General features: G+C 36.3%; 14 protein-coding genes. 4 read left to right on the top strand and 10 right to left on the bottom strand.

Annotated elements, in window-relative coordinates; translation table 11 throughout:
* Window positions 1-43 precede the first annotated feature (43 nt).
* The 5 genes from parC to OB_RS08725 form a co-directional block, all read right to left on the bottom strand.
* Window positions 44-2,494, bottom strand: a complete 2,451-nt coding sequence (gene parC, locus OB_RS08745) for a DNA topoisomerase IV subunit A (RefSeq protein WP_011066095.1) — start codon at window positions 2,492-2,494, stop codon at window positions 44-46.
* 63 nt (window positions 2,495-2,557) lie between these two features.
* On the bottom strand, window positions 2,558-4,555 hold the full coding sequence (parE, locus tag OB_RS08740; RefSeq protein ID WP_231847009.1) for a DNA topoisomerase IV subunit B: 1,998 nt from the start codon (window positions 4,553-4,555) through the stop codon (window positions 2,558-2,560).
* Window positions 4,556-4,781: 226 nt separating this feature from the next.
* Window positions 4,782-5,198, bottom strand: coding sequence for a CoA-binding protein (locus OB_RS08735; RefSeq protein ID WP_011066093.1), 417 nt, complete (start codon window positions 5,196-5,198; stop codon window positions 4,782-4,784).
* A gap of 14 nt (window positions 5,199-5,212) precedes the next feature.
* Window positions 5,213-6,739, bottom strand: coding sequence for an ABC transporter permease/substrate-binding protein (locus OB_RS08730; RefSeq protein ID WP_011066092.1), 1,527 nt, complete (start codon window positions 6,737-6,739; stop codon window positions 5,213-5,215).
* Entirely contained in the window at window positions 6,736-7,803 is a 1,068-nt protein-coding gene (locus OB_RS08725; protein ID WP_011066091.1) for an ABC transporter ATP-binding protein, read from the bottom strand. Before OB_RS08725 ends, OB_RS08730 begins: the two co-directional genes overlap by 4 nt.
* Before the next feature lie 160 nt (window positions 7,804-7,963).
* Here OB_RS08725 and plsY point away from each other — a divergent pair, with 160 nt between their 5' ends.
* The 4 genes from plsY to OB_RS08705 all read left to right on the top strand — a co-directional run bounded on the left by plsY (window position 7,964) and on the right by OB_RS08705 (window position 10,163).
* Window positions 7,964-8,545: a glycerol-3-phosphate 1-O-acyltransferase PlsY gene (gene plsY / locus OB_RS08720; RefSeq protein WP_011066090.1), complete on the top strand. Its 582-nt coding sequence runs from the start codon at window positions 7,964-7,966 to the stop codon at window positions 8,543-8,545.
* A 122-nt stretch (window positions 8,546-8,667) separates the two neighbouring features.
* Window positions 8,668-9,594: a GTP cyclohydrolase FolE2 gene (folE2, locus tag OB_RS08715; RefSeq protein ID WP_011066089.1), complete on the top strand. Its 927-nt coding sequence runs from the start codon at window positions 8,668-8,670 to the stop codon at window positions 9,592-9,594.
* Window positions 9,595-9,607: 13 nt separating this feature from the next.
* Window positions 9,608-9,880 carry a membrane protein insertion efficiency factor YidD gene (yidD, locus tag OB_RS08710; protein ID WP_011066088.1) on the top strand — a complete coding sequence of 91 codons (273 nt, stop codon included), beginning with the start codon at window positions 9,608-9,610 and terminating at the stop codon, window positions 9,878-9,880.
* A complete protein-coding gene (locus tag OB_RS08705; RefSeq protein WP_011066087.1) occupies window positions 9,870-10,163 on the top strand; it encodes a HesB/YadR/YfhF family protein in 294 nt (97 codons plus the stop codon). Before yidD ends, OB_RS08705 begins: the two co-directional genes overlap by 11 nt.
* A gap of 189 nt (window positions 10,164-10,352) precedes the next feature.
* Here OB_RS08705 and OB_RS08700 read toward each other — a convergent pair whose 3' ends face one another.
* From OB_RS08700 to acnA, 5 genes are all read right to left on the bottom strand, one after another.
* A complete protein-coding gene (locus OB_RS08700) occupies window positions 10,353-10,658 on the bottom strand; it encodes a hypothetical protein (RefSeq protein ID WP_011066086.1) in 306 nt (101 codons plus the stop codon).
* Window positions 10,659-10,661: 3 nt separating this feature from the next.
* Window positions 10,662-11,084 carry an acyl-CoA thioesterase gene (locus OB_RS08695; protein WP_011066085.1) on the bottom strand — a complete coding sequence of 141 codons (423 nt, stop codon included), beginning with the start codon at window positions 11,082-11,084 and terminating at the stop codon, window positions 10,662-10,664.
* A gap of 209 nt (window positions 11,085-11,293) precedes the next feature.
* Window positions 11,294-11,440, bottom strand: a complete 147-nt coding sequence (locus OB_RS18175; RefSeq protein ID WP_011066084.1) for an FbpB family small basic protein — start codon at window positions 11,438-11,440, stop codon at window positions 11,294-11,296.
* Window positions 11,441-11,498: 58 nt separating this feature from the next.
* Complete coding sequence (locus tag OB_RS08690; RefSeq protein WP_041544141.1) at window positions 11,499-12,092, bottom strand: redoxin domain-containing protein; 594 nt, start codon at window positions 12,090-12,092, stop codon at window positions 11,499-11,501.
* A 272-nt stretch (window positions 12,093-12,364) separates the two neighbouring features.
* On the bottom strand, window positions 12,365-15,076 hold the full coding sequence (gene acnA / locus OB_RS08685; RefSeq protein WP_011066082.1) for an aconitate hydratase AcnA: 2,712 nt from the start codon (window positions 15,074-15,076) through the stop codon (window positions 12,365-12,367).
* Between the last annotated feature and the right edge of the window lie 63 nt (window positions 15,077-15,139).

The raw sequence follows: 15,139 nt of genomic DNA, 5'->3' as shown, positions 1-15,139 counted from the left end.
AATGTAGATTTCCTACATTTGCCTAAAATTTGTAGTTATTTAATTATTCATCGAACGGTTTTTCATAATTTGCTTGCTTCCAAACATGGATGACTTCACCTTCATGATCCGTGTCAATAACAAATGATCCATTGTTATATCGATCTGTTGCCTTTAATGTTAGTGGTACAATTTCATGGGTATTTCCATTTGCTGTCTGGAAACAAATTTGTTGTCCATCATGGTCTTGTAAAGCGAAAAAGCCTTTTACACGATGAGCTTTGTTTTTTAACTCACGAAGCATTATTACCCCACGTTTTGCACGGGTAGTTTTTTCAAAATCTTTCAATTTCATCCGTTTGCAAGATCCGCGTTGTGTAATTAATGCTAAAGATGGTTCTGATAGATCGTCGAATACTTGTCCATTTACTACTTCATCATCGTCTTTTAACGAAACTGATTTAACTCCAGCAGCTCGTTGACCGACCACAGAGATTTCCGACTCATGGTACCATAATCCGTACCCTTTATACGTAGCGATAAAAACATCCATATTTCCATTTGTATGGCTAACATGAACAACTTCATCGTCCCCTTTGAGATTAAGAGCAATTAATGCTTTTGACCTCCGCTGGGCATCGTATAACTGGAATTCACTTCGTTTAACCATACCGTTTTTCGTAAAGAAGATCAGATATCCTTCGGCTGATTTAAAATCACGAACTGGCATACACTGAATGAGGTATTCTTCTTTATCCAACGGAACGATATTAGAAATATGCTGTCCCATATCCTTCCAACGAATATCTGGTAATTCATGAACAGGACATAAAATATATTTACCTTTATTTGTAAATAATAATAAATTGTCCGTTGTATTTACTTCCAGTAATGATATAGGGTAATCATCGTCCTTTACTGGTAACTCTTCCTCATTTGAAGCAGCATAAGAACGTAAGCTAGTCCTTTTTAGATAACCGTCCCGCGTGACTGAAACAAGTACATCCTCACTAGCGACAGTTACTTCAATATTTATTTTTAGTTCCTCAATTTTCTCTTCGATGACTGTTCTACGAGGATCTGCAAATTTCTTTTTAATCTGTCGTAACTCTTTTTTGATTGTTTGGAAAAGCTTCTTGTCACTGCTTAAAATCGACTCGTACTCTTTAATTTTTTCTTTTAATTCAGCTGCTTCTTTTTCTAATTCCACGATATCTGTATTCGTCAAGCGATATAATTGGAGCATAACGATTGCTTCTGCTTGTTCTTCTGTAAAGCCGTATTTCGCTTTAATCTGTGCTTTCGCATCACCTTTATCTTTTGATGCACGAATGGTAGCGATCAATTCATCAAGTATGGAGATGGCTTTAATTAACCCTTCTACGATATGCGCGCGTGCATTTGCTTTGTTTAGATCATAGGTGATCTGCCTTGTTACAACTTCTTTTTGATGTGCAATATAAGCGTCAAGTAACGAAGGTAAAGATAATAGTTTTGGTGTTTTATCTTGAATCGCGACCATGTTAAAGTGATACGTGATTTGCAAATCCGTATTTTTATATAAATAGTTTAGTACACCTTCACTATTGGCATCTTTTTTGAGTTCAATTACCACTCTTAACCCAGTTCGATCAGTCTCATCACGTACTTCAGCAATTCCTTCTACTTTACGATCAATACGTAATTCATCCATTTTCTTAACCATTGTTGCCTTATTTACTTCAAAAGGTACTTCGGTGACAACAATTTGCTCTCGGCCGCCTTTCATAGTTTCAACCACGGCTTTTCCTCGAACAATAATTTTTCCTCTTCCTGTTTCATATGCTTTGCGAATACCTTCTACTCCTTGAATTATACCACCAGTAGGAAAGTCTGGTCCTTTCATCAACTTCATTAAATCATCTATCGAAGCTTCTGGTTTATCAATTTTCAAAATTACCGCGTCCATCACTTCCTCAAGATTATGAGGTGGGATGTCCGTAGCATAACCTGCTGAAATACCCGTAGATCCATTCACAAGTAAATTTGGGAATTTTGCGGGTAATACAACTGGTTCATCTGTTGTTTCATCAAAGTTAGGTATATAATCAACTGTTTGTTTGTCAATATCTCGTAAAAGCTCTGCAGAAATACTGGATAAACGTGCTTCAGTGTAACGCATAGCTGCAGGTGGGTCACCATCTATACTCCCATTATTTCCGTGCATTTCAATAAGTCCATTTCTTACTTTCCAGTCTTGACTTAATCGAACCATCGCATCGTAAACGGAAGAATCACCATGCGGATGATAATTACCAATTACGGTACCTACAGTCTTAGCTGATTTACGAAAGTGCTTATCATGAGTATTTCTCTCCATGTGCATTGCATATAAAATACGTCGTTGTACAGGTTTCAAGCCATCCCTTGCATCGGGAAGGGCACGGTCTTGAATAATGTATTTACTATATCTACCAAATCGATCTCCGATTACTTCTTCTAGAGGTAGATCGAGATATTTTTCTGTTTGTGACAAATTGAATCCCCCCTATAATTGCGTGTTCAAAAGGACCTAAAAGAACAACATCTATTAGTCACTTTACTCTTCTGTGTGAATATTTTCGTTCTCAAGTATAGTTGCATCCTCTTCAAGGCCAAATTTCACATGTCCTTCGATCCACTTTCTGCGGGGCTCGACTTTATCACCCATTAAAGTAGTTACCCTACGTTCTGCACGTGCAATGTCATCAATGGATACACGAATGAGCGTTCTAGAACTTGGATTCATCGTAGTTTCCCATAATTGGTCCGCATTCATCTCACCGAGACCTTTATAACGTTGAATTGTATAACCTTGTTTTAATTCTTGAATAGCAACTTTTAATTCTTGTTCATCCCATGCATAACGAAGCTTTTCTTGCTTGCCTTTTCCTTTTGATACTTTAAATAAAGGAGGTAATGCAATAAAGATTTTTCCTGCTTCTACTAGTGGACGCATATAACGATAAAAGAAGGTAAGTAATAACACTTGAATGTGCGCCCCATCTGTATCAGCATCAGTCATGATGATTATTTTGTCATATTGAACATCATCAAGATTAAAATCGCCACCAACACCAGCGCCAATCGTATGGATAATTGTTGAAATTTCTTCATTCTTAAATACATCTTGTAATTTTGCTTTTTCTGTATTGATTACTTTACCTCTTAGTGGTAATACTGCTTGAAATTTACGATCTCTTCCTTGTTTGGCTGATCCTCCAGCAGAATCCCCCTCCACTAGGTATAATTCATTTTTTTCCGGGTTTCTGGATTGTGCTGGCGTAAGCTTTCCACTTAGTAAAGCATCTTTACGTTTCCGTTTTTTTCCTGTCCTTGCTTCTTCTCTTGCTTTTCTGGCTGCTTCTCTAGCTTCTTTTGCCTTTATTGACTTTTTAATTAGCATTCCAGAGATATCGGGATTTTCTTCTAAGAAATAATTTAGATGTTCCGAGATGACAGAATCTACAGCTGATCTCGCTTCAGTTGTACCGAGCTTTCCTTTTGTTTGCCCTTCAAATTGAAGTTTATCTTCTGGAACTCGAACAGATACAACTCCTGTTAATCCTTCTCGTATATCTGTACCTTCTAGATTTTTCTCTTTTTCTTTTAATAGACCTTGCCTTCTCGCATAATCATTAACCGTACGAGTAATTGCTGTACGTGCTCCCGATTCATGCGTTCCTCCATCTCGAGTACGCACATGGTTAACAAATGACAGCATATTTTCTGCAAAACCATCATTAAATTGAAAAGCAAACTCTACTTCAATTTCTTGTTGTTCACCTTCCATAAAGACAATGGAGTGTAAAGCATCTTTTTCTTCATTCAGATAATCTACGAAAGACTTTAGCCCTTCTGGATACTCATATACATCATGCTTATCATGTCTTTCATCAATCAATTCTATTTTAAGACCTTTTAATAAAAAGGCAGATTCACGTAGTCGTTCAGATATCGTTTCATAATTGTAAACAATTGTTGAGAAAATAGTTGGATCTGGCTTAAAGCGAATAACTGATCCTTTTTTTCGAGTAGGACCTTTTTTTTCTAATGTAGTTACCGGTCTCCCACCATTTTCAAAACGTTGTTGATATTGGAAACCATCACGAAATGTGGTAACTTCTAACCACTCAGATAATGCATTTACGACAGAAGCACCAACACCATGAAGTCCTCCACTTGTTTTATAACTTCCTTGTCCAAACTTGCCACCAGCGTGCAGTACTGTGAAGATTACTTCCGTAGTTGGCTTCCCGGTTTGGTGCATCCCTGTAGGCATTCCTCGCCCACTATCTTTTACTGATACACTTTCATCTTTATGTATAGTTACTTGAATTTCTTTACCATAACCAGCAAGTGCTTCATCTACTGCATTATCTACTATCTCATACACTAAGTGATGAAGTCCTCGTATATCTGTACTTCCAATATACATACCTGGCCTTTTACGAACAGCATCTAACCCCTCTAATACTTGTATGGAGCTGTCTGAATATTGATAATCACTCGTCACGTGCCATCTTCTCCTTCCCCAACTTACCTTAACAATCATCATAGAACAACTGTTCTTTTTTGTAAATATCTCTCGATGTAATTTTACTTTTACATTAATATTACCGTAAACGATGCTACTTAGTATACTATAATTGGCAAATTCATGCATGAATAACCATATCACATAACATTTTAAAACAATAAGTAAAATTATCATTGAACAGAAAACTGCTCACCGTTACTAGAAATTTTAACTAGAACGGAAAGCAGTCTTTTAACGAATTATTTTACTTAACCAAAACAGAATGGACAACCTTTATACAAAGATCCATCACAACCTCGAATCCATGATCTTTCAGAAAATGATAAGCATCTTCATTTACGATTCCTTGTTGTGACCAAAACATCCGACAGTCTGTGTTTACCGCATCCTTAGCTACATCTGGCAAATGTTCCGGTCTCCGAAAGACATTAATAATATCAATTTTCTCTGGAACTTCAGCTAAAGTCGGATAAGCTTTTTCGCCTAACACTTCATCAACAGTTGGGTTTATTGGAATAATTTTATACCCTAGTTGTTGCATTCGCTGTGAAATTTGATATGCTGTCTTATCTTGATTATTGGACAACCCTACTACCGCAATCGTTTCTGCAGTCTGTAAAATATTGCTTAATTTTTCATTGGATGGATTTTGCCAAGCCATGACTATTCCTCCTCCTATTCAGATAATAAGCCTTCTTTTACTAGATAATCTCTCGCTACAGCTTCTGCCGCAGCATCTTCGTAATCAACTAAATAATTCATTTCTCTCATCTCTTGATCAGTGATTTTTCCACTTAGTTGATTTAAGATAGCTTCTAATTCTGGATATTGTTCCAATGTATCCTCTCTCATCAGCGGCGCACCTTGATACGGCGGAAATAGATTCTCGGGATCTTCTAGTGTAACTAATTCTAATTCTACCATATAACTATCGGTAGCATAAGCATCTATCACATCTACTTCTCCACTTTCTATTGCACCTTGTCTTAAACCTGGGTCCATTGTTTTAACATCAGAGAAGTTAATATCGTATACTTCTTGCATACCTACATATCCATCATATCGATCATTAAACTCCAGTGTAAAGCCTGCTGTCAAATTATCTTGATATGCTTCTAAGTCGCCAATCGTTTGTAAATCATACTGTTCAGCTAATTCCTGAGTAACTGCAACTGCATACGTATTATTAAATTCCATTGGTTCTAGTAATTCTAGGTTGAATTCTTCCTTTATACTATCTCTTGCTTGTTCATATACTGCTTGGGAATCATTCGATTCCGCTTGTTCATCTAATAGAGAAACAATTACTGTTCCTGTAAATTCAGGATATATATCAATACTACCCTCTTGTAAGGCATTAAATACCATCGGAGTCTTCCCTAAGTTCGGTTCTAATCCAACTTGAAGGTTTGTCTCTTCTTCTATTAGTAATTTATACATATTCATCAGAATTTCCGGCTCCGCACCTAACTTTCCGCCTATTACTATATCAGGTTCTCTTTCTTGTTGTAGGATGAAAGGAGCTACTGAAATAATTAATACTCCTGCAAGCATAACCAAAAATGCCTGTATTCCGTATTTCTTTGATAGTTTCTCAAACAATCGCAATATGACATCCAAAATAATTGCTAATAAGGCTGCAGGGATTGCTCCTAATAGTACTAACGGAATATCTCCACCTCGATCAAGCCCTAGTAAAATTAAATCTCCAAGTCCTCCAGCACCTATTAAAGCTGCAATGGTCGTTGTACCAACAATTAATACCATTGACGTTCGTATTCCTGCCATTATTACTGGCATTGCTAATGGTAGTTCGACCTTCAGCAGGCGCTTTACTGTATTCATTCCCATTCCTCTAGCAGCCTCACGTAGTGCAGGGTCGACTTCAACAATTCCCGTGTACGTATTTCTTAATATCGGTAATAGACCGTAAAGTACTAATGCTATAATTGCTGGGGTAGTACCAATACCGTAAAAAGGAATTAAAAACGCTAATACAGCAAGGCTCGGAATAGTTTGTAAAATCGCAGACACACCAATAATTGGTTCTGCTAACCGTTTATATCTGGTTAATATAATTCCTATAGGAACCGCAAGTATAATTGCAATTGCTAAAGACAATAAGGATATTTGTAAATGTTGCCAAACAGCTTGATAAAACATATCTTGTCGATTCTGGAATACCTCAATAAACGCATTCATGATGGAATTCCTCCCCGACCTTTATCTTGTTCATAAAAATAGTGAACAATCTCTTGAGTACCAATAGTGCCGATTAGTTTTTCATTCTCATCAAGTACAGGAAATCTCGTTTGATCTTGACTTTGCATTAATGCAGATGCTTCTTCTATCGTCGCATTTTCTGGAATGGTAATCGTTTCCTCTAGTACCATTCCATTTTGGATAATACCTTGAAAAATAGAATCTTCATTTATCAGGGCTTTAAAACCCAACACTTCAGAGTAGTCGTTTGTTGGAGCGGATATCATTCTGTATTTAGAGTCTTGTGACACAAGTTCTTTTACATTTATTTTCCATGGAGACTGATAATCTCCCATAAATTCCTGAACAAACGAATCTTCATGTGAATTCATCAATTGTTGCGGAGTGCCAACTTGAACAATTTCTCCGTCCTTCATTAAACAAATACGATCCGCAAGTTTTATAGCTTCATCTATATCATGCGTAACAAAAACAATCGTTTTTTTGATTTCTTTTTGTAATTTTAGTATATCCTCTTGTAACTGTTCTCTACTAATTGGATCTAGGGCACTAAATGGCTCGTCCATCAGAATAATCTCTGGATCGGCAGCAAGCGCTCTGATAACACCAATACGTTGTTGTTGTCCGCCAGACAGTTCACTTGGATACCTATCTCTGAATGTGGAAGGTTCCATACCTACCATTGCTAATAATTCATCAATTCGTTCATCAATATCCTTACTTTTCCATTTTCTTAATTCCGGTACTATGGCTACATTTTCTCGAACTGTCATATGTGGGAATAATGCAATTTGTTGTAATACATAGCCAATATTCCAACGTAGTTCATGAATTGAATAATCCGACACTGGCTTATCATTTATGTATATGTAACCTTCCGTAGGATCGATTAGTCGATTAATCATTTTCATGGTAGTTGTTTTACCGCAACCACTTGGTCCAATTAAAGTAACAAGTTCCCCTTGTTTAATCTCTAAATTAAAATTACGTACAGCAGTTGTTCCATCTGGATATGTTTTCTTTATATCTTTAAAAGTAATCATCTCTTTCCTCCTTCGATTAGATATTCCCCCATTAAAATTAATATAAACACTGTAATCCACTATTTATTTTAATTTTATTGTTCTTAATCTTAGTAGTTCGTGCTAAAATAGCGGTAGAGCGTTTGCAAATTAACTTTGATTGAAGAAAGTAGGAAAAGGAATGGATTATGTTATCTTTGGACTAGTTGCATATTTATTAGGCTCTATTCCATCCGCATTAATTGTTGGAAAAGTGGGCTATAACATAGATATTCGCGAACATGGAAGTGGCAATTTAGGTGCAACGAATACCTTCCGAATTTTAGGGACAAAGGCCGGGTCAATTGTTACATTGGCAGACATATTAAAAGGTACCCTTGCAACAGTTTTGCCACAACTATTTGATGCCAATGTATATGTATTAGCAATTGGTCTATTAGCGGTAGTTGGGCATATGTATCCTATCTTTGCCAAATTTAGAGGTGGTAAAGCCGTAGCTACTTCTGGAGGAATGATTCTTGGAATGTATCCTTTATTATTTGTAATTATGGTCACTACATTTTTACTAACCTTATATATATCGAAGTATGTATCACTTTCTTCTATTATCACAGGACTAGTGTCTCTACTTATTACTATCTTTTACCAGGATTTAGGACTTTCTATCGTAGTATTCCTATTATCAGCTATCGTCTGTTACCGACATCGAGAAAATATTAAGCGAATTAAGAACGGTACGGAGCCTAAAATTAGCTGGATGTAAAAAGCAATAGAAGACCGATAAATTGAATAATTGTTTTCTATTCAGTATACTAAACCCTAGTCAATATGTTTGACTTCATACGATAAAAACAGCACTTCTTTGCTAGGAAAGGGTGTTTCACCATGCAACAAATGAAATCAATGCCGAAAAAACAACTTCCGCCTAAGGAAGAACGACATAAATTATTCGGTTCTGTGCCACCAAAAGAAAGAACGAAACCAATTGAAAAAAATAAAATGGCAGATCTACAAAATACCAAAAGAGACTTTTTATTTAAATTAGATGCAGTTGGAATTTCAAATGTTAAATATCCTGTTATTATTCACAGTGATTTAGCACCAAAAGAACAAACAAGTATTGGTACATTTGAATTTTCATCTAGTATTCCTACAATGTCCAAGGGTACGAATATGAGTCGTTTCATGGAGTTACTTCAAGAATATAGTTCTAGTGGGATGAATGTTTCTATATCAGAATTAAAACGATTCACAAAAGAGCTTTCTGGGAAATTAGAACAGAAAGACGCAACTATAGAAGTTAGCTTCCCATGGTTTTTTGAACGTAAAGGTCCAGAATCCCAATCCGCTGGTATGAATCACGCAGATGCAAAATTATCCGTGACCTATGATAGTAATTCTGGATTCAGTATAGACGTTTCTTTATCAGCTTGGATTACAACATTATGTCCATGTTCAAAGGAAATTAGTGAATATAGCGCGCATAACCAAAGAGGTAATGTTACGCTAGAAGCTACTTTAGTAGAAGATTTTGACGAAGCTAAAATTGATTGGAAATTGGCATTATTAGAAGCTGCAGAAAGTAATGCAAGTGCAAGACTCCATCCTGTGCTTAAAAGGACCGATGAAAAAATGGTAACAGAACAAGCATATGAAAATCCACGTTTTGTTGAAGATATGGTTCGTCTCATTGCAGCAGATTTATATGAAATGCCATTTGTGAGTAAATTTCACGTTTCTTGTCGTAACGAAGAATCCATTCATATGCATGACGCAATTGCATCAATAACATACGATAAAAGCTCCGAATAAAGGAGATTATTTCATGAAATTTATTTTTATCGGACTAATAAAATTTTATCGAAGCGCTATTAGCCCCTTCACTCCTTCTAGTTGTCGTTTTTATCCAACTTGTTCTGAGTATGGATTAGAAGCAATTAAACGTTTTGGTGCGTTCAAAGGTGGTATATTAACTATAAAAAGAATTAGCAAATGCCATCCTTTTCACCCTGGTGGCGTAGATGTTGTTCCAGATAAAGTAAAAAATATCAACAATGAAAAACATCTAGAAAAAGGAGTTATTCGAAATGAAGATTAATGTAACGGAAGAAGCAGCAAGTTGGTACAAAGAAGAATTAAATTTAACAAAAGAGTCCTCCTTGCGATTTTTTGTTAGGTACGGGGGTGTCGGCGGACGAATTTCTGGTTTCTCATTAGGTGTTAAAGAAGAATCTCCTATCCATGCACATGCATCTACAACAGTGGATGATATTCAATTCTTTGTTGAAGAAACGGATGCATGGTATTTTGAAGATAGTGATCTATCCGTTTCCTTTGATACTAAACACGGAGAACCGAAAATAGAGTATTCAGAAGCCTAATTTATAAGAACACCTTGATTCTAATTGTAGTAGTGAAAAAAGATAACTATGATTTGGTTTTTAGAAACGCGTCAGAAATATCTCCGCTTTATCCAGCGGCGAGCCTCCCCAGTGGTCTCCGAATATTTCTGACGCTTATTCTAATTATCGTTCCTTTTTATTGTATCTCAACCTTTCAATATGACTCGACTACTTTTCTAATTTAAACCTCTGGATTTGAGTCCATTGTTCTTCTTCTTTCAGAATTTTAATTTGATAATCTCCAAACAAGTCATAATGAGGATATTCTTCATTCATATCGATCCAGTTATCTTGTAGACCATACTGTCTTCCCCATGCTTTTAGCTTGTTTAGATCACTGCAACCTACTTTTGTCACGGTATTACATCCGGGGAAACGATCATCTAACCAATAATGTGTTAGAAAATCAATTTTTCCAGACCGGACATTTTCTTTCCAACTTTGTAATTCTTCTTTTTTTAAGCCAAATGCCATTAACTATTCCCCTTCTAACTGTTCTTGATATGCTTTATGCCATTCTGGGAAAGTCCTACGAACGGATAATGGTCGGAACGTTTCTTTATTAACAATTGTATGTGTAGTTGTACCTTCTACAGCTACTTTCCCTTGTTCATTAATGATTTTATATCCATAAACTGTTCGAATCCCATCATAAGATTCTAACCACGTTTCAACATGAGTTTCTTCTGCATAGCGAATTGGTCTTTTAAAAGATATATTTGCATCAATAACAGGTGAAACCACCCCGTGTTTTTCCATATCATTGTATTTTAACCCTATCGCTTCTATATACTTGGTTCTTCCTATTTCAAACCAAACCAAATAGTTTGCATGATATACGACTCCCATTTGATCGGTTTCCTGATAACGTACTTCTATTGGTGTTTTTACTGTTAACAATGCACTTCCCCCTATTCATTCTGTTATTATCCTATCACAACGGGTTTCGAAGATGAAATAATTATACTCGAGGATTTCATTGTTACTATTACCGATTTTTATTAAAAATTATAATTAATTACAAATAAATATTATTGTTCGGTGATAGTCTATCTGTATAATCTAAAAATAAAAAGGCTCCAACAATAATTATGTCGGAAGCCCTCCTTTTATTGATCTTGGACCTTCTTGATGGATTGCTCCATTCGTTGATCCATTGATTGCTCAATTTTCTCCATTATTAAACGATCAGCTAATATTTGCTTTCTATTTTCTGCTACCAATTCTTCAAAATTCAGTTTCTTCTTTAAAGACATGGCAATACCTCCTTTTTGTGAAGTATTACCAATTATTCAAACAATTATAATCATATTGTCAATTTATGCCCTCAACCATTTCTTGCATAAATTCATAATCCATTGGTCCAATTTTTCTTTCTTGTTGAACGATACCATCCGTCCCGATAAAGTATGTAGACGGTGCTGCGTATATGGTATATAAATCAGACACCTCTGAATTCTTATCTAATGGAACCGTAAAAGTAAAATCATACTCATCAATAAAATCTTGAACGTTTTGTTGAGTTTTTTCATATTCTGTCATGTTTACCGTTACTATTTCGACTTCTTCCTTATAATCATCATAAAACTCTTGCATTTCTGGCATCTCTTCTTTGCACGGTGGGCACCATGTATACCAAAAATTAAGGATTACCTTTTTCCCCTGATAATCTGATAAACGAAATGATTCCCCTTCTAATGTTTCTAACTCGAAATCAGGAGCTTTATCTCCCGGCTCAAGACCGACACTATCCACTGGTGCAATAGAACCACCCTCCATATTATCATCACCCGTTACATGATAATCGGTATCGGAATGGTTATCCTCGTAATTACTTTGAATAATATTACCAAGTAATAACCCTACTAATACTAATAGAAGCATAAATCCAAAAATTTTCTTAAACAAGTTTGCCGCCTCCACCTTAATTTCCTTCTATTTCTATCGTAAGTTGGTTATTACGCTTTGTAAAGCAATTACATAGCAGTTTAAAAAATAGACAAATTTTATTAACAATACAGTGAAAAATAACATATTCATAGAACAAAAACTTGCAATTAGAAAATGTAGGGAATGCTTCCTTGTTTAGAAAGGTCACAACTGTTTCCACATACTTCCTTACGACATAAAAAAAGAGCCCCGCATATCAATGCTAGGACTCCTTTTTAGTATTTATTCAGTTATACTTGAACTTTATCACGAAGTACCATTCTTAAGATACCACCGTGACGGTAGTAATCAATTTCTACGTCACTATCGAAACGAGCAACTGCGTTAAATTTCGTTACTTTTCCATCTTCATCTGTCGCAGTTACTTCCACAAGATCACCTGGTTTTACGGACTCATCGATTTGTACATCAAATGATTCTTTACCAGTTAGACCTAATTTCTTCGCACTATCACCTTTATCAAATTGTAATGGTAGTACGCCCATCATTACTAGATTTGAACGGTGAATACGTTCGAAACTTTCCGCTATAACCGTTTTAATACCTAATAGATTTGTACCTTTTGCTGCCCAGTCACGAGATGATCCCATACCGTAGTCTTTTCCACCAATTACTACAAGTCCTGTACCATCTTCTTGATACTTCATCGCAGCATCATAAATTGGCATAATCTCTCCAGTTGGCCAGTAAGTAGTATAACCACCTTCTGTACCAGGAGCTAAAAGGTTACGAATACGGATATTTGCAAATGTACCTCTCATCATAATCTCATGGTTACCACGACGAGAACCATAGGAGTTAAAGTTTCTTGGAGATACACCTTTATCTTGCAAGAACTTACCTGCAGGCATATCTTTTGCAATTGCACCAGCAGGAGAAATATGGTCAGTTGTTACAGAATCTCCAAATAATCCAACAGCACGTAAATTATTTAAAGCCTCCACTTTACCAGCTTCCGCAGATAATCCTTCAAAGAATGGAGGATTTTGAATATACGTAGAATCATCATCCCATTCGAATAATGGTTCATCCGTTGTATCAATCTCATTCCACTTATCGTTAGAAGTGAATACATCTTCATATTCTTTACGGAAAATTTCTGGCGTAACTACTTTTTGGACCTCTTCTTTAATTTCAGTTAACGTTGGCCAGATATCATTCATGTAGACATCATTACCATCTTTGTCTTTTGCAAGAGGTTCTTTCGATAAATCGATATCCACTGTTCCAGCAAGAGCATATGCAACCACTAATGGTGGTGATGCTAAATAGTTTGCTTTTACAAGTGGGTGAATACGCCCCTCAAAGTTACGGTTACCAGATAGTACAGAAGAAGCAATTAAATCACTATCCATAATAGCTTGCTCAATTTCTTCTCGTAATGGACCAGAATTACCGATACAAGTTGTACAACCGTAACCTACTAAGTTAAATCCTAGTTGGTCTAGGTAGTTTTGTAATCCAGCATCTTCAAGATAGCGCGTAACGACTTTCGAACCAGGCGCCAACGAAGTTTTTACATATTCCGGCACTTCTAGACCTTTTTCTACGGCTTTTTTCGCAACTAATCCCGCACCTAACATTACATAAGGATTAGAAGTATTTGTACAAGAAGTAATCGCAGCAATAGCAAGTGCTCCTGTTTTCATTACAGATTCTTTACCATTTGGATGATTTACAGTAACTTCTTTGTCGAACTCAGATTTTTCCATGCCGAAGCCTTGATTACCTTCTGGAGCAGTAATCGCTTTATTAAATTCTTTTTTCATATCAGATAATGCAATCAAATCTTGTGGACGTTTTGGTCCAGAAAGATTTGGTTCAAGATCAGAAAGGTCAATTTCAATGACTTTTGTATACTCAGGGTCTTTTTGATCTGCATCATACCATAAATCATTTTCTTTACAATACTTTTCGACAAGTGCGATTAGCTCATCGTCACGGCCAGTAAGCTTCAAATAATCTAATGATTCTTGGTCGATTGGGAAGAAACCACAAGTTGCACCATATTCTGGAGCCATGTTAGAAATAGTCGCACGATCTGCAAGTGGCATATCCTTTAACCCAGGTCCGAAGTATTCCACAAATTTACCAACTACATTTTGCTCACGTAATACTTGAGTTACTTTTAAAGCAAGGTCTGTAGCAGTTGTACCGTTAGGGAATGTCCCTGTAAATTTAACACCAATAACCTCTGGTGCTGGGAAGTAAGAAGGTTGCCCTAGCATGCCAGCTTCCGCTTCGATACCACCTACACCCCAACCAAGAATACCAAGACCATTGATCATTGTTGTGTGCGAATCGGTACCAACTAAAGTATCTGGAAATGCATCATACGTACCATCTTCCGTTTCTAAAGCATGCACAACGTTAGCGATATACTCTAAGTTAACCTGGTGGACAATACCTGTTGCAGGTGGAACTGCACGGTAGTTATTAAATGCTTTTTGTGCCCAGTTAAGAAATTCATAACGCTCTGCATTACGCTCAAACTCAAGATCCATATTTGCTTTTAATGCATTTTGAGTTCCGTATTGGTCTACTTGCACCGAGTGGTCAATAACTAGATCTACTGGAACTTCCGGATTGATTTTGTTTGGCTCACCACCAAGATCTACCATTGCTTTACGTAAAGAAGCAAGGTCTACCACTGCTGGAACACCTGTGAAATCTTGCAATATTACACGTGAGGGTTTAAAAGGAACATCTGCCCCGTTTGCCTTTTTTGTTCCCCAGTTCGCTAAAGACTCTACGTGTTCGTCCTTAATTTGATGCCCATCATGTTGACGAAGCAATGATTCTAAAAGAACACGAACAGAAAATGGTAAACGATCTAACTTGCCCTTACCAGCCTCTTCTAAGTTTCTTAAACGATAATAGTTATACTTTTTACCGTTTAATTCGAACTGCTTCTTTGCGTTAAACGCATTGTTGTCAGTCATATATGTTACCCCTTTCATTTGTTCAGCCTCATTAAAAATAATTTAAATTTAATGAGGTATTAC

This window comes from Oceanobacillus iheyensis HTE831 (assembly GCF_000011245.1).
Lineage (GTDB): Bacteria > Bacillota > Bacilli > Bacillales > Amphibacillaceae > Oceanobacillus > Oceanobacillus iheyensis.
The sequence above is the reverse complement of the archived record's forward strand: the minus strand, read 5'-3'. Positions and strand labels throughout refer to the sequence as shown.

What these genes read in the sequence shown, in the direction of transcription:
- acnA (WP_011066082.1), bottom strand. Translation starts at nt 15,076, where the DNA reads ATGACTGACAACAATGCGTTTAACGCAAAGAAGCAGTTCGAATTAAAC.
- OB_RS08705 (WP_011066087.1), top strand. Translation starts at nt 9,870, where the DNA reads ATGAAGATTAATGTAACGGAAGAAGCAGCAAGTTGGTACAAAGAAGAA.
- OB_RS08725 (WP_011066091.1), bottom strand. Translation starts at nt 7,803, where the DNA reads ATGATTACTTTTAAAGATATAAAGAAAACATATCCAGATGGAACAACT.
- folE2 (WP_011066089.1), top strand. Translation starts at nt 8,668, where the DNA reads ATGCAACAAATGAAATCAATGCCGAAAAAACAACTTCCGCCTAAGGAA.
- OB_RS08700 (WP_011066086.1), bottom strand. Translation starts at nt 10,658, where the DNA reads ATGGCATTTGGCTTAAAAAAAGAAGAATTACAAAGTTGGAAAGAAAAT.
- yidD (WP_011066088.1), top strand. Translation starts at nt 9,608, where the DNA reads ATGAAATTTATTTTTATCGGACTAATAAAATTTTATCGAAGCGCTATT.
- OB_RS08735 (WP_011066093.1), bottom strand. Translation starts at nt 5,198, where the DNA reads ATGGCTTGGCAAAATCCATCCAATGAAAAATTAAGCAATATTTTACAG.
- OB_RS08730 (WP_011066092.1), bottom strand. Translation starts at nt 6,739, where the DNA reads ATGAATGCGTTTATTGAGGTATTCCAGAATCGACAAGATATGTTTTAT.
- OB_RS18175 (WP_011066084.1), bottom strand. Translation starts at nt 11,440, where the DNA reads ATGTCTTTAAAGAAGAAACTGAATTTTGAAGAATTGGTAGCAGAAAAT.
- plsY (WP_011066090.1), top strand. Translation starts at nt 7,964, where the DNA reads ATGGATTATGTTATCTTTGGACTAGTTGCATATTTATTAGGCTCTATT.
- parE (WP_231847009.1), bottom strand. Translation starts at nt 4,555, where the DNA reads ATGATGATTGTTAAGGTAAGTTGGGGAAGGAGAAGATGGCACGTGACG.